Source organism: Paenibacillus macerans (genome assembly GCF_050565405.1).
Classification (GTDB): Bacteria; Bacillota; Bacilli; order Paenibacillales; family Paenibacillaceae; genus Fontibacillus; species Fontibacillus macerans_B.
The window spans coordinates 24658-37742 of record NZ_JBNYYG010000016.1 but is presented as its reverse complement, the minus strand read 5'-3'; the positions used below and the strand labels follow the sequence as shown (position 1 = coordinate 37742).

Annotated in this window: 15 protein-coding genes; 9 read left to right on the top strand and 6 right to left on the bottom strand. The window is 47.8% G+C overall.

What is annotated here, in order from left to right:
- Positions 1 to 9: 9 nt before the first annotated feature.
- The 5 genes from ACQ4N8_RS12130 to ACQ4N8_RS12110 all read left to right on the top strand — a co-directional run bounded on the left by ACQ4N8_RS12130 (position 10) and on the right by ACQ4N8_RS12110 (position 3069).
- Positions 10 to 1101: a phage tail protein gene (locus tag ACQ4N8_RS12130; protein WP_430704620.1), complete on the top strand. Its 1092-nt coding sequence runs from the start codon at positions 10 to 12 to the stop codon at positions 1099 to 1101.
- Between the two features lie 80 nt (positions 1102 to 1181).
- Positions 1182 to 1466, top strand: a complete 285-nt coding sequence (locus ACQ4N8_RS12125; protein WP_430704619.1) for a hypothetical protein — start codon at positions 1182 to 1184, stop codon at positions 1464 to 1466.
- 72 nt (positions 1467 to 1538) lie between these two features.
- Positions 1539 to 1841, top strand: a complete 303-nt coding sequence (locus ACQ4N8_RS12120) for a hypothetical protein (RefSeq protein WP_430704618.1) — start codon at positions 1539 to 1541, stop codon at positions 1839 to 1841.
- Between the two features lie 2 nt (positions 1842 to 1843).
- Complete coding sequence (locus ACQ4N8_RS12115) at positions 1844 to 2770, top strand: peptidoglycan recognition protein family protein (RefSeq protein WP_430704617.1); 927 nt, start codon at positions 1844 to 1846, stop codon at positions 2768 to 2770.
- Positions 2771 to 2793: 23 nt separating this feature from the next.
- Positions 2794 to 3069: a holin gene (locus tag ACQ4N8_RS12110; RefSeq protein WP_430704616.1), complete on the top strand. Its 276-nt coding sequence runs from the start codon at positions 2794 to 2796 to the stop codon at positions 3067 to 3069.
- Positions 3070 to 3108: 39 nt separating this feature from the next.
- On the opposite strand, the gene ACQ4N8_RS12105 is transcribed toward ACQ4N8_RS12110, so the two are convergent.
- Both ACQ4N8_RS12105 and ACQ4N8_RS12100 read right to left on the bottom strand, forming a co-directional pair.
- Positions 3109 to 4188, bottom strand: a complete 1080-nt coding sequence (locus ACQ4N8_RS12105; protein ID WP_430704615.1) for an XRE family transcriptional regulator — start codon at positions 4186 to 4188, stop codon at positions 3109 to 3111.
- Positions 4172 to 4789 (bottom strand): hypothetical protein, encoded by a 618-nt coding sequence (locus ACQ4N8_RS12100; RefSeq protein WP_430704614.1) that lies wholly within the window; start codon positions 4787 to 4789, stop codon positions 4172 to 4174. Before ACQ4N8_RS12100 ends, ACQ4N8_RS12105 begins: the two co-directional genes overlap by 17 nt.
- A gap of 259 nt (positions 4790 to 5048) precedes the next feature.
- Between ACQ4N8_RS12100 and ACQ4N8_RS12095 the strand changes: the two genes are divergently transcribed.
- Positions 5049 to 5828 carry a hypothetical protein gene (locus ACQ4N8_RS12095; RefSeq protein WP_430704613.1) on the top strand — a complete coding sequence of 260 codons (780 nt, stop codon included), beginning with the start codon at positions 5049 to 5051 and terminating at the stop codon, positions 5826 to 5828.
- A gap of 460 nt (positions 5829 to 6288) precedes the next feature.
- Positions 6289 to 6633, top strand: coding sequence for a PH domain-containing protein (locus ACQ4N8_RS12090; protein WP_430704612.1), 345 nt, complete (start codon positions 6289 to 6291; stop codon positions 6631 to 6633).
- A gap of 361 nt (positions 6634 to 6994) precedes the next feature.
- On the opposite strand, the gene ACQ4N8_RS12085 is transcribed toward ACQ4N8_RS12090, so the two are convergent.
- The gene (locus tag ACQ4N8_RS12085; protein ID WP_430704685.1) at positions 6995 to 7924 is read right to left on the bottom strand and encodes an AraC family transcriptional regulator N-terminal domain-containing protein; all 930 of its coding nucleotides are present in this window, start codon (positions 7922 to 7924) and stop codon (positions 6995 to 6997) included.
- Positions 7925 to 8118: 194 nt separating this feature from the next.
- Here ACQ4N8_RS12085 and ACQ4N8_RS12080 point away from each other — a divergent pair, with 194 nt between their 5' ends.
- Together ACQ4N8_RS12080 and ACQ4N8_RS12075 are read left to right on the top strand one after the other, a co-directional pair.
- The gene (locus ACQ4N8_RS12080; RefSeq protein WP_430704610.1) at positions 8119 to 8991 is read left to right on the top strand and encodes an SDR family NAD(P)-dependent oxidoreductase; all 873 of its coding nucleotides are present in this window, start codon (positions 8119 to 8121) and stop codon (positions 8989 to 8991) included.
- 84 nt (positions 8992 to 9075) lie between these two features.
- A complete protein-coding gene (locus ACQ4N8_RS12075) occupies positions 9076 to 9495 on the top strand; it encodes a hypothetical protein (RefSeq protein ID WP_430704609.1) in 420 nt (139 codons plus the stop codon).
- Positions 9496 to 9551: 56 nt separating this feature from the next.
- Here ACQ4N8_RS12075 and ACQ4N8_RS12070 read toward each other — a convergent pair whose 3' ends face one another.
- Genes ACQ4N8_RS12070 through ACQ4N8_RS12060 form a run of 3 tightly spaced genes read right to left on the bottom strand, consistent with a single transcriptional unit; the run spans position 9552 to position 13052 of the window.
- On the bottom strand, positions 9552 to 10640 hold the full coding sequence (locus ACQ4N8_RS12070) for a Ger(x)C family spore germination protein (RefSeq protein WP_430704608.1): 1089 nt from the start codon (positions 10638 to 10640) through the stop codon (positions 9552 to 9554).
- Complete coding sequence (locus ACQ4N8_RS12065; protein WP_430704607.1) at positions 10637 to 11716, bottom strand: GerAB/ArcD/ProY family transporter; 1080 nt, start codon at positions 11714 to 11716, stop codon at positions 10637 to 10639. Before ACQ4N8_RS12065 ends, ACQ4N8_RS12070 begins: the two co-directional genes overlap by 4 nt.
- Positions 11709 to 13052 (bottom strand): spore germination protein, encoded by a 1344-nt coding sequence (locus ACQ4N8_RS12060; RefSeq protein WP_430704606.1) that lies wholly within the window; start codon positions 13050 to 13052, stop codon positions 11709 to 11711. The genes ACQ4N8_RS12065 and ACQ4N8_RS12060 overlap by 8 nt, the downstream gene beginning before the upstream one ends.
- Positions 13053 to 13085: the final 33 nt, after the last annotated feature.

The window sequence follows — 13085 nt, the reverse complement described above, 5'->3', positions numbered from 1 at the left end:
GGGGATACTATGGCATTTGAAAAGAATGTCCCAGAATGGCAGGCACCTGGCGTGGAACCGCCTGCATCAAAAAAGGAAGCCGGCTGGGAGGTAGGCGATCGCCCGCCGGCGGCCTGGCTGGACTGGTTCTTCCACGGTACATCCGAGGCAATTACGGAGCTGCAGATGAAGGCGGCAGAGCAAGCCTGGGTTCAGCAGCAACTTGAAGGTATCAGTGTCCCAGCCGCCTCCCTTACTCAGCCCGGCATTGTTCAGCTATCCAGCGCCACGGATAGCGACGCCGAGAACATTGCAGCGACGCCAAAGGCGGTTAAGGCAGCCTATGCCGTGGCAAACGTGGCAAAGACAACGGCGAATGCTGCAAATACGACGGCGACCACAGCAGAGTCGAAAGCGAACGATGCAATTGCGCAGTTGGCGGAAAAGGCGGCGGCGGCGGATGTGGGTAATAAGGCGGATTTGCAAACCGCTAACAAAACAAACCTGGTGGCTGCTGTAAACGAGCTTTTTACCTCTGCCGGTAATGGGAAATCGGATTGGGCATCCGTTATCGGCTCACCACTTGCTGTATCGGATACTTTTGCCCAATTAAAGTCAAAGACGCAGATCATTAAGGACACAATGGCCGCTAACTTATCGGCAAAAGGGCAAACGTCTACAGGAGCGGAAGCATTGGCACAACTTGTGTCGAAGATCGGACAAATTTTTCAAGGGAAGAAATTTGCTTCTGGAGATGCAACATGTAGCTCAATGGAGCAACAATATACTAGATACACAAGTAATCCATCAGGCGTAGCAGGATCTTGGTTGTACGATTTAACTATTACTGGATTAACATTTACACCATCTCTAATATTCATCTATACACCCGGTGCAATAGCAGGCACTAGTTACTTTACAATATACAAAGCTGAGATGAACTTTGCTGGCTTGGTTGATGCTGATATTCTTTTTATCCAGATAAATATTGGCAGCTCCATTGGTGCAGGTAACGGACAAGTAGTCAAATATATGTCGCCAGCTTTTGTGAATAGTACGGGGTTCTGCTTACCTGTATCTGGCGGTGCCTCACGCGCAGTATCATGGATTGCAATTGAATGAACTATCAACTGGACAAGTAACAGAGTAGGACGATTTTGCGCAGCAAGTAGACATGTAAAATAATATGAAGGGTGTTGACAATGATTAGAATGTTTAGGTCAAGGGACTGTGCTGAAGCAATGGAGTTCGCGGATGGAGAGCAGGCAACGGTTCGGGAGATCATTAAGTTTACAGGTCTTCCGGTAACAGTCGATTACGACACCGACGGCAATGTTAGAGCCGGAGTTATCAAAAGTCCGGAGAATCTTCTTATGGTTAAGGTTGGGCAGTTCGTTTATAAAGAAAGCAATGGGAAAATTGGCGTTTGCGACTATGAGGACCTAATTGAAAAATACGAAGAAATCACAGAAGAAACCGCATCGTAAAGATGGCGGCTATTTTTATGCCCTCGGAGCTGATCCGGGGGCTATTCCTTTTGGATGAAGGGGGAGCAGTGGATGAAGGATGTCACGCTATTAACCGCTGTCATATCCGTGCTGGCCGGATTAAGCGGTATGGCGCTGGGGTGGGCGGGCAGGGCCAGAACAGTGCGGCAGGACGTCGCACAGGACGCCGAGACGATTACGACTCTGAAAAATGATTTGGGGTATATTCGATCCGGAGTAGATGATATCCGGTTTGAGCAGCGTATGCAGAGTCAGCGCATCGATGCTTTGAGCGAGAGGGTTACGCGGAACGAGGAGTCGGCCAAGCAAGCTCATAAACGGATCGATCGATTGGAAGAAGAAGGGAGAGGATAGAATTGGATAAAGCAAAATACACGATCGAGCGCCGGTATATAACCAAACGCTCGAACACGAGACCAGGCACCCGGTTAAAAACCGGAGTGCCATTTTTTTTCGTGGCGCATGATACCGGGAATCCAGGGGCGACAGCGGACAACCACTACACATACTTTAACAACCTGACGGATCGCTCGGCTTCCGCGCACGTTTTTATTGACGACGAGAAAATCCTTGAGATTATCCCGACCGGCACCGGGACGGATTCGGCGGAAAAGGCCTGGCACGTCCTATACAACGTGACAACCGACGACGACAGATTTGGGTACGACGCCAACGACGCGGCGATCGGGGTAGAGTTGTGTTACGGGACGAGCCCCAAAGGGCATGCGATCAACTTTGCGGAAGCGTATAAGCGTTTTGTGTGGTATCTGGCCTATTGCTGTGAACGCTGGGGTAAGAATCCATCGACGCACATCGTCAGCCATAAGCAACTGGACCCTGCTCGCAAAGCCGATTGTGAGCAAGCTCTAAGGGCTGGCGGAAAGACCCTGAAGGAGCTGATCTACGACGTTGCTAATGAGCTGGCCGAACCGATCATGATACCTGACTTTACGGCAATCCCGGCGGGGGTGGCTCAATCGCTGATCGACAACTACGTATCGTCGGCATGGTTTGCGGCGCAAAAGGTTGGGGACCAGGTAGGTATGACGCACTTCCACAACTTGGCGAACAACGTGCGCCTAGTTTCCAGCTTACCACTAGAGGCGGGCAAGGCCGCGCTGCCACTGATCAAACTGCCGAAGAGTAATGCACAGGAGATCATTTTCCGATGGCTCTCTCCGGCGTGGTTTAAAGCTCGGGCAGAAAGCGACAAAACGGCGATGAAGCATTTAAATAATCTTGCCAATTACCTGCGGCGCTCCGCGGGGATTCCGGTCGAATAAAAGCGAGAGGAGAAATGATAATCATGCAAAACGAAGTACTGAATAATGTATTGGCATTCGCTTCGGTATTGGTAGTAATCGTCATTGCGTTGGTACAAGGAGTAAAGGTGTCGGTTAATGTGCCGAAAAATACTGTCCCAGTGATCGGATTGGTGATCGGGTTGCTGGTCGGTGCGGCATCAGCACCATTTACGGACCTGGATCTTGTGCTGCGATTGTGGGCCGGGGGCTTGGCAGGATTGTCCGCCACTGGATTGTTTGAATTAGGGTTCAACAAAAGAGATGGTGGAACTAAATAGTAGTTATCGTAAAATAGCCCCCTGCTAGAGGGCAGGGGGCTATTTTACGAGTCGTAAGTGTGTCGGTGATGGTGAATAGTAAAAATTGAACTCTTTTTCGGATAATGCAACAGCTGAGCTAAGCTCTCTTGACGTATATTTTAAATCATTTTGATACACCTTAATAATTTCACTTAAAGTTAAAGGCTCTTCCATTGATATAGCCAGTTCTTCAGGCTCATTCGTTCTATAACCCGATTTTCCCATTTGAGTCCACAAATAACGATACTGTCTTTCGGTGATTTTCCCCAAGTCTCGTGCTCTTACTAATAAAGCGGCCATGGAAACTTTCCAGTAAGGTTTTAACGAAGCCAATTTTGATAATGTAATATCACCTAGCATTGATGCAATATCATTTTTTGGCATTAAAAACTCGGATGCAAATCGATCTGCTTGTAATTCAATGTCTGTATCTTCACTAGGTGGCTTTCTATGCATAATGATATGGCCTAATTCATGACTTAAAGTAAATCTAACTCTGTCAGATGGTCTATTAAAATTAGTGAAAATTAATGGTGGAGAGCCAGGGTGAGATAAGCAAATTGCATCAATATTTGCACCTTCAAAATCAAAAGGTACAACAATTCCGCCAGCTTCTTCTATTACGTCAATAACATTTGCTATAGGTCCTCGGGGCAATAACCATGTTGCACGAATAGTCTGTGCTATTTGCTCAATATCTCCATTATATTTATCTGGGTCCATAAAAGGGAAATTGGGTTCTTCAATATCGACTGATTTAAGTAACTGATTTATTTCGATCCTTCGTATCTCAAGACGTGCGTAGATTTTCACTAATTGCTTCTGTGGTACTGATTGTTTCTTTCTGTGGAAAAACTCACTTAATCCAACGCCGTATATCTTTTCGTTACGCTGGAAGAAGTGAATGGGGTAACCGAGAATTTTGGAAAATTCTTCGATTTCCTCTTCGTTTACAGATAGTAAACCATTTTCAATCTTTGAGAGCTTTCCCTGTGAAATACCTAACATAACAGCCATTTCACTTTGGCTTATTCCTCTCGACTCTCTTCCAAGAATAAAAAGTTGATGGTTATAATTAAAATCATGAGTTACTTGCATGTTCATCACCAGTTTGTGTAGTATTTTCTTTAGCTTTGACCTTTCTTCTTGCAGAAGAGGCCGCAGGTGTATTCGGCAAGGTGAGTACTGGTTGAATAACAGTATTTTCGGAAGTATCCCATTCCCAAATATTAACATTAGCATATCTGTACGTTACATATATTTTTTCGATACCCGTACCCAACTTATTCATAACATATCCAACGTGGAGTAAGCCGTAAGGTGGCATCTCCTCTAACTCTAATTGTGCGGGTTGCTGTAGAACATACGCTGTAACTTGTTTTGTTTGAATATTTGAAGACATAAGGTGCTTATTAAACTTTTTGAAGCGAAGAACAACTGATCCTTGGATGTTCAAAGTAAATAAGCCACGTTTCTCTGAGTAACTTACACCAGGGGTAGATTCGAATTCTTGTTTTAGTTCAGCTTTAATATGATCATGGCATAACGAAGCGGCAGATCGAGCTGAATGAATGTGTCGTACATTAGAATATTGCCCATTCAAATAATAATTATTGATTGCACGTTTAACAGCGTCTTGGATTTGCGATATGTATGGACTTAAGATGTCTTTTGCTGTCTCTTTTTGCAACGGTTCCATATAAATTCCCTCCCCCAGTTTGGCTATAATAAAAGTATAAACTAAAGGTTTGTCAAAATCAACTCAAATTATTCCAAAAATTATTCCTGAAAGTCATGGATCAAATATAGCCACAATACATTGTGATTTTCTGGAAATTTGATATACTATAAATACAAAACGAGTATCGTTTTGCAATCCGATAGCATCGGTTGGGAACCTTGTTAGCTTCTTAAGCTAACAGGGTTTCTTTTTGATTATGATTTAGGAGAGGGTCACTATGGCGAAAAGTATTGAAGGAGTATGCCATATATGTGGGAAATACGGGAAACTTACATTTGAACATGTACCCCCTAAGGGAGCTTTTAATGATCGGCCGATTATTAGAGGGGAGTTTGAAAAACTTCAAAACATGGCTCCAGGTGATAGAATACAAGGACGTATCGAACAAAAAGGGGCAGGGGCATTTACTTTATGTGCCAAATGTAATAATGATACCGGATCATTTTATGGATCGGATTTTATTGAATGGACGTATCAAAATTTTATGTTGATGCAAATTTCTGATGGGAGTGGCTTAATCGCCTACCCATATCATATTTTTCCACTTCGAGTTATAAAGCAAATTATCACAATGTTTTTTTCAACTAATGGTGATGGATTCTTTAAAAGACATCCCGATTTAGTAAAATTCGTTCTTAATCCGACTTCCAAATATATAAAACCTTCTATAAGAATTTTTACGTTTTTAGCTGAGGGAGAATACAGTAGGCAAAGTGGGGTTGTTGCAGCCGGTAATATTGAAACTGGCAAGGTAACATATATGAGCGAGATATCATTTCCTCCTGTGGGGTATTTGATGACTATAGATTCAGATCCTCCGGACGAAAGATTAACAGAAATTACCCATTTCTCACGATATGGTTACGATGACTTCGATATTGTTTATTTGAAAATGAAGAAACTTCCCATCAATTATATATTACCAGGTGATTTTCGTACTAAAGAGCAAATAATCGATGATTACAATACGAACATTGGTTATGGAAATGGTACTTGAAAAATTGGCCGCACAAAAAAGCCTGTGCGGCCTTATGTTTGCTTGTATTTACTTATATGTATATAATACAAACAAATGTTCTTATTTTGGGGTGGTCAAAATGTTGAGCGACTTGGAGCGGAAACTACTCCGGATCCTGTTTAATTTTGCAACGCAGCGGCACCGGATGCCGACTATCGAAGAGTTAGAAATTAAAACAGGTAGGAGCAAACAGGACATATTCTCGGGATTACGCGGACTTGTCGAGCAGAGATATATATTCTGGCCGGATAATCCACGTCTAGATACCATAGTCATTCTGGAAGCGTGGGAGAGGGATCAATCAACACGTCCAAAGACCCGGACAGTGACCAGCAATATAGATTACTGGACGAAATACTGAAAGATGATACTTAAAAAGGGATTTTCGTAATGCTGGAGAATATATACAATAATATCCATAATAGAGGTTGGTGATCTCGTGGCCATATTCGGAAGTAAAAAAGATGCTGGCACGAATACTTTTGACGATTTTTTGCTTGAAGGCGAAACGGTTAAATCAGTCTATGCTTTGTTTATCGACCAAGCGGTGTTAACAGACAAAAGGATAATATTTGCTGATAATAAAGCGGGAAGCAATACTTTATCCAGTACTGTGACAATTCCGTTCACTAAAATCGATTCAATTATCCTTGAAAAAAAGTTGGTTACATTGACCAATAAGCTAACCATTGTAAGTAGAGGGAAAGAGTATGAATTGAAGTTCAACACTAATGAGGATGTATTAGGGTTTTATAAAGAAATAACCAAGTATATCTGTGATTAAGTCAAAAGCGGCTCCGTGCACTCGGTGGCCGCTTTTGATGGAGTGAAATACTAGTTATTGCAGCCACAATTCTTCTAACCGAATTTCTAACGGCATGCAAATATTAATAAAACTTTATAACCACTTAAAACTTATAAACCCCTTATTTTACTGGCTTCTAACACCGTATAAGACCCAGTAAATCACTACGGTGACGCATTCGTAATGCGTAGGTCGGGGGTTCGAATCCCTTCACCAGCATCCTTAAAGATGCAAGCAGGACGCGGTTTCCGAGGTTTTCGGGAGCCGCGTTTTTTTTGCGTGTTAAGAGATATTCTTCTACCGATCTTCTACCCATATTTGAACGGCACCTCCCTGAGGACTACTTCTCCTCCTGTCTGGGTACCGCGCGGATCGCTTTGATGTCTTTAAGGGGCGGCAGGCCGAAGAGCCGTTTATATTCGCGGTTGAATTGCGTCAAGCTTTCATAGCCGACCCGAAAGGCGGCTCGGGTCACATCGATGCCGCCTCCCAGCAGGATTCTTCGCGCTTCCTGAAGTCTCAGCTGCTTCTGGTATTGGATGGGGCTCAGTGTGGTGACGGCCTTGAATTTGTGATGCAGCGTGGAGACGCTCATGTTGCCAACGCGGGCAATCTCACCAACCGTCAGCGGGCGCTCGAAATTCGTTTTCACGTAGTGGATGGCTCGGCTGATCCCGGCAGCCTCTTGATGCAGGAGCATCTTGTTATAAAAATGGCCTCCGTCTTTACCGGTGAGCAGGCGATAGACGATTTCGCGTTTTATGGCCGGTGCGAGAAAAGACGCCGCTTGGGAATCAAAGGATAGCGGCAGCAATCTTTCGAGCACTGAAAGCGCATCATCCCCGGCATTCCCCACGAAGGCTCCTTCGCTCAGTTGCTTCGGTTCCCCGGGTTTCACGTTGGCCTCCAATACGATGGAGGCGATTTCTTCCGCAGTAAAAGCGATCCGGATCGCCATATAAGGCTTATCCTGCGAAGCTTGGATAACCTGTCCTTTTATCGGCATGTCAATGCTGGAGGATATATAGCTTCCTTCCCCGTAAAATATCGTTTTGCTGCCGACGAGCAGTTTTTTGCCGCCCTGGATGACGAAGCACACGGAGGGCTCCAGCAATCCCTGTTCGATGTCGGTTGGCTTCAGCTCTTTCAGCAAAGAGAGAAACGGAATGTCCGTCTCGAAAGTGCCTTCATCATATGGAAACCGCGACATCATGTCCAGAAGACGCTGAACTACGGTTTGCGTTGCCTCGGAATTAAAGATCCTCGTCATATTCACGTTCTCCCTTCCTTAAAGAACTTTGACTGCCGCCTTTGCATCCATTCGTCAGCGAATCGGAGTTTTAGGCAATAAACGTGCACAAACCAAACTATCAGCCTAATTATAAAGCAATTTAAAATGAAGTAAACAAGGACGTCTAGTTCAGGCGTGTTGTGTAAAATATGAAGAATGCGGGAGATGAGAACATGTCCAAAGTATGGTTAATATCGGGCAGCGGGAGCGGTCTGGGACGGAGTATCGCGGAGGCGGCGCTTGCGAAAGGCGACCGTGTGGTGGCCACGGCACGGAGGCCGGAGCAGCTTGACGATCTGGCTGGGCAATACGGCGAGCAGATTCGGGTCGCGCCGCTGGACGTGACGGATGAGAATGCAGCAAAGGCGGCCGTTCAAGTAACCCTCGACGCCTTCGGACAACTGGACGTCCTCGTCAACAATGCCGGATACGGCGATATTCGGCCATTTGAAGAGACCCGCTCCGGGGATTTCAAGGCGCTGGTGGATACCAATTTCTACGGCGTCGTTTATCTTACCCGTGCCGCATTGCCGGTCATGCGGAAGCAGCGTGGCGGTCATATCCTGCAGATCTCTTCGGCGGGCGGGCGTTTTGCAACCGCAGGCGGTACCGCTTATCACGCGGCCAAGTGGGCCGTCGGCGGCTTCACCGAAGCGTTGGCGCAAGAAACCGCGCCGTTTGGGGTTAAGGTCTGCGCCGTGGAGCCGGGGTCCATGCGAACCAATTGGGGAAAACGGGCGACGGAGGAACGACCTCGAATCCTGCCCGACTATGAGCCGTCGGTAGGCAGCGTACTCGTCTCGCTTGAGAGCCATTGGGGCCATGAGAACGGGGATCCTGAAAAGGTGGCGCAGGTTATTCTAAAGCTGGCCTATGCGGACGTACTGCCGGCGCATTTGCTGCTGGGCAGCGATGCGGTGTACATCAACGATCAGGCCGAAAAACAGCGTTCGGCAAATGCCGAGCGCTGGCATGAGATCAGCGTATCGACGGATGCGGGTTCTTCCTTGTCCGTATTGGGGACGGAAATCCCCAAGGAAAAATGAGTCAATTCTACCGATGAAATCATCTAAGAACCTATCTTTTCCTTCGCATAGAATAGAGCATACCCTAGCAAAGGAGAAGATGGTATGGCAAAAACGATTTTGGATTACAACTCCACTGTAGTTACGCCGGTGACGAATGGGGTGAGTATTCCGATCCCGGTCGTCGGGGGCGTGGAAATTGCGACGGTCTCCGTGTTCATTGATCCGGCGGACCCTGCATCCCTGACCAATCGGGTCGAATTGAAGGCTACGATCGGCGTTGAAGCGCTCACCGATACGCCGAATATCCTGGTCCGCATATGGAGAGCGGGCACGGAAATTTTTTATGGCTTGGTCGAACTGGAGAACCTCTTTAACGATTGGGGCCTCATCAGTGTGCATATGGTAGAATCCGCCCCGTTAGGGATCCAAAACTACCAGTTGATCGTAGAAAATCAAGATAACAATAGCAGCGCCAGAGTGGTAGGCCCTGTGGTCTTCTCGGCACTGGTCATCGGGGGATAGTCGAATAGTTTGAAAATAGAGGCGCGGCATCTTCCATCGGGAAGTGCCGCGTTTTTTTATCTTACCGACTCGCCGTTCACCGTCTTGAGATTGCCCTCGTTGCGTATCGTCGTTTTGACGACCAGATCCATCTTCAGCCGGGGGAGATACTCGTTCCGCCAATGGGCCAGCTTGGTGCGCGGGATTTTGGTGCGAAAATATTGGCCTACCCCGATGATGTCGGCTTCATGATGCTGCATGGTGTGAAACATCTTGTTAAATCGCCGGGTCAGCAGCTGTTCCAGCTCTTGTTTGATCATGACCAGCGACGGATCGCCTCTCGTTTCCAGAATGGTCACCTGCAGATTGATTTGGCTCCGTATATACGGCAGTCCGTCTTTTAGCGAAACGTCATGCTTCATGGAGTTGCTGAGGATCAACACGCTGGCGTGGTTCATGACCTCGATCTTGCCATGCGCGCTCTCTTCGTTGAACGCGTTCATCAGCAAGGTCTCATCGGCCGATATCCGCCCGACCATCCGTCCGTTTTTGATGATGGCTGCGCCCAGGATCTCGATGGTGGTGCTTCTCCCGGATTTGATCAACGGGATGGCGCTGTCCCGCGTATAAGAATGGATGCTGCGGAAGATCTGCCAGGTTCGCGTGACGGCAACCTCCGGGCTCCACCCGGCGTTTTTCTCGAAGAAATTGTAAAGTACCGTCTGGTTCGAAGAAGAGTTTCGCTGCAAATGGTTGAAAAACGTATCCATATCTTCGTCGCAGATAGCCACCATCGCTTTCGCCGATATTTCACGGGAGCGCATAAAGCTGGATATGCTGTCCTTCAGCCCTTCCTCGGCATATTTTCGGTCGATGACGATCACCTTCAGGTGGAGCAGGTCTACCCGAGTCTCCATATTGGAGCTAATTTCGTCGACGACATCGGTAATGGTTTGCCCGGTACGGGAAACCAGCATGGTTTTGGTTTCGTTTTGATTTGATTGCGGGATGTCGAGGTACACTTTATATTTGGAATCCACCCGGGAGATGCCCATCACGATCGGCAAGGAGCGGTGATTGATGTCGCGAGTGTCCCAGCAGCCGGCGAGCGGCAGCAGACAACAGACGAATAGCAGACCCGTCAGCAATCGCAGAGTTACCGTCATCGGGAAGCCGCCGCCTTTCGCTGGGCGATTTTGCCGAGGATGAACGTGGAAATCGGAATCGTGATATACACGTAAAATCGCAGCAGCGAGTTCCACCAGAAGAGGATGTCGACATCTTTCCAGTCCGGAATACTGATTGCGCCGATAAAAATCAAGATGGCCAACCCGGCGGCGATATAAGGCGTTTTGATCGACTTCGGCAAACAGCGTTTAACGATCTCCACCTTGATCCATAATACCAACGCGGTGAAAATCATCACGAACGTCACCGTGCTCAGCAGGAAGAACATCGTGATCCGGTCAAACATCAGCCAGGTGATGTCGATCGTATCGACGGCGACGATAAACGGGAAGTGAAACTGGGAAGCGGTATCCTCGCCGAAGGTGAGAACGGGTACATATACCGACAGGAGATAGAGGGGGAGCAACGCAAGGCTTCCCCACAATAATTTGCTGCGCTTAAAGCGGATTTGGGGCTGAATGAAGCCCAAGTACATATAACCGCCGATAAACGCAAAGAAGCTTTCCACGTAATTATGGTCGGTCAGAAAGGAGAACTCCGGTTCCCAAATCGGGTAAATATAATGCCAGTCGGCGTTTTGAAACGACATGCTCAACACGAAGATGACCAGCGGGAAGAAAATGCAGGCCATTAGTACTCCGGTCCGGAAAAGAGCTTGTATGCCCAAGGCGGCGATATAGGTGGAGATGAACAAGGTCAGCGTAATGATCGCCCACAGCGGCGTATTGGACAAAAATACGAGCGAAATGGTCTCCGCATAAGCTCGGACCGTGAGCATGTTCGTCGACAGCAAATAAATGAACAGCGGAGTTACAAGAATCACGGTCAGGATTTTGCCGGACTCGAGGTACAGATCCAGCAATCCCTGGTTTTCAAAGTAGCTGAGTCCTTTGGTGAAAAAGGCGATGATCGCGATGTGCACCATAAATCCGATCAGGATCGGCAACCAATGGACAACCGTCGTGCTATCGATGATGTTGATCGGGAAAATAAAAAAAATGAGCCCGATATGGGTCAGTATATGTACGGTTACGACCTGCAGGCTTTTATCCATGGGAATCATCCTTTGGTTTGACGATATGAAAATAAGGGATGCCGTAAGTCGTGACGCTGGCCAAATAAGCGCAAATGATGACTAGCCCGGACATCAATCCGAGTACGCCGAACAACGAAGCGAGAACCAGGACGAGATACTTGAATAAACGCACGGGCAAGGAATTTTGGAAGCCCACCACCGCCGAGTTGGCGATCGTGGTTGCCGCCAGAATGATAATGAGCAGACTGCTGACAAGCTTGGCTTCGACGACCGCTTGCCCCAGGATAATCCCGCCGACCACCGTCAGCGTCGGGCCGACGCTTTTCGGCAGCCGGACGCTGGCCACGATCACCAGCTCAAGCACGATCAGCAGCAGCAACGTTTCTACCAAGGCCGGGTAGGGAACGCCCGAACGGCTTTGGGCGATCGTCAACGCCAGCTCGATCCGCAGCACCTCCGGGTTCACGGATACCAGTGCCACGTACAGTCCGGGCATCACCAGGTTGGTCATGATGCCAATGATGCGCAAAGCCCGGATAATATGCATAAACAAGAGAGGATAGTTCCGGTCGTTCTCCATCGTAAATATATCGCCGATCAATGTCGGAATCATCAGGGCAAACGGAAAGCGGTCAAGGAATAAAACGACTCTGCCCTGCCGCAGGGTATGCGCGGCCTCGATGGGAAGCTCGGAGGTGTTGAACTTGGGCACGACTCTCCAGGGATGAAAGCCCAGCATTATGCCCAGCTTCTGCATATTGTGCAGGTTCATCCGTTTGTGGTCTTCGATCCGCCTCGTCATCTCCGCAAGGAGTCTGGGTTCGACCAGGTCGTCCATATACAGCAAGGCGAGCTTTCGGGGCTCCCTATCCCCGATGGTATAGACTTTGGTTCGCAGAACCCCGCTGTTTAACTCCTTTTTCAACAAGCCGATATTGGTCATGAGATCGTCGTTGAAGGCGCTTGCCGCACCCTCCAGGACGTTTTCGTTCAGGGGCTCTTCAATGGTGCGGGTCAACTTATTGGATACGGGGGCCACATCCAGGTAAGTATCCGGATCCTCAAAGCAAACGATCAGGTTTCCGAAGATGATCGAAGAGATAAGGGCGTCTACATCGGGGGCTTCGATGACCCGTCCGACATCCTTTAAGAGGGATAGGGAGGAAGCGACGTCCTCAACGGCATCGTTATGGGCATCTCTGGCTTGTACCTGCAGGTTCGACAACGTCTTCGGCAGATCGATCAACGATCTGAAACCCATGATCAGAACAGGTCTTTGAGCGAGAAAGATCCGTTCCATGAAAAAATCGTCATCGTGCTCAAAGCGGCTGCGCAAGAGGTCGGTCAGTTTCAAGAATTGGTCCTCCTTTCCATGTAGATTATCCCA

Coding starts and splice junctions, on each gene's coding strand:
- ACQ4N8_RS12080 (WP_430704610.1), top strand. CDS start 8,119: ATGTCCAAAGTATGGTTAATATCGGGCAGCGGGAGCGGTCTGGGACGG.
- ACQ4N8_RS12130 (WP_430704620.1), top strand. CDS start 10: ATGGCATTTGAAAAGAATGTCCCAGAATGGCAGGCACCTGGCGTGGAA.
- ACQ4N8_RS12110 (WP_430704616.1), top strand. CDS start 2,794: ATGCAAAACGAAGTACTGAATAATGTATTGGCATTCGCTTCGGTATTG.
- ACQ4N8_RS12070 (WP_430704608.1), bottom strand. CDS start 10,640: ATGACGGTAACTCTGCGATTGCTGACGGGTCTGCTATTCGTCTGTTGT.
- ACQ4N8_RS12095 (WP_430704613.1), top strand. CDS start 5,049: ATGGCGAAAAGTATTGAAGGAGTATGCCATATATGTGGGAAATACGGG.
- ACQ4N8_RS12085 (WP_430704685.1), bottom strand. CDS start 7,924: ATGACGAGGATCTTTAATTCCGAGGCAACGCAAACCGTAGTTCAGCGT.
- ACQ4N8_RS12125 (WP_430704619.1), top strand. CDS start 1,182: ATGATTAGAATGTTTAGGTCAAGGGACTGTGCTGAAGCAATGGAGTTC.
- ACQ4N8_RS12065 (WP_430704607.1), bottom strand. CDS start 11,716: ATGGATAAAAGCCTGCAGGTCGTAACCGTACATATACTGACCCATATC.
- ACQ4N8_RS12075 (WP_430704609.1), top strand. CDS start 9,076: ATGGCAAAAACGATTTTGGATTACAACTCCACTGTAGTTACGCCGGTG.
- ACQ4N8_RS12120 (WP_430704618.1), top strand. CDS start 1,539: ATGAAGGATGTCACGCTATTAACCGCTGTCATATCCGTGCTGGCCGGA.
- ACQ4N8_RS12100 (WP_430704614.1), bottom strand. CDS start 4,789: ATGGAACCGTTGCAAAAAGAGACAGCAAAAGACATCTTAAGTCCATAC.
- ACQ4N8_RS12105 (WP_430704615.1), bottom strand. CDS start 4,188: ATGCAAGTAACTCATGATTTTAATTATAACCATCAACTTTTTATTCTT.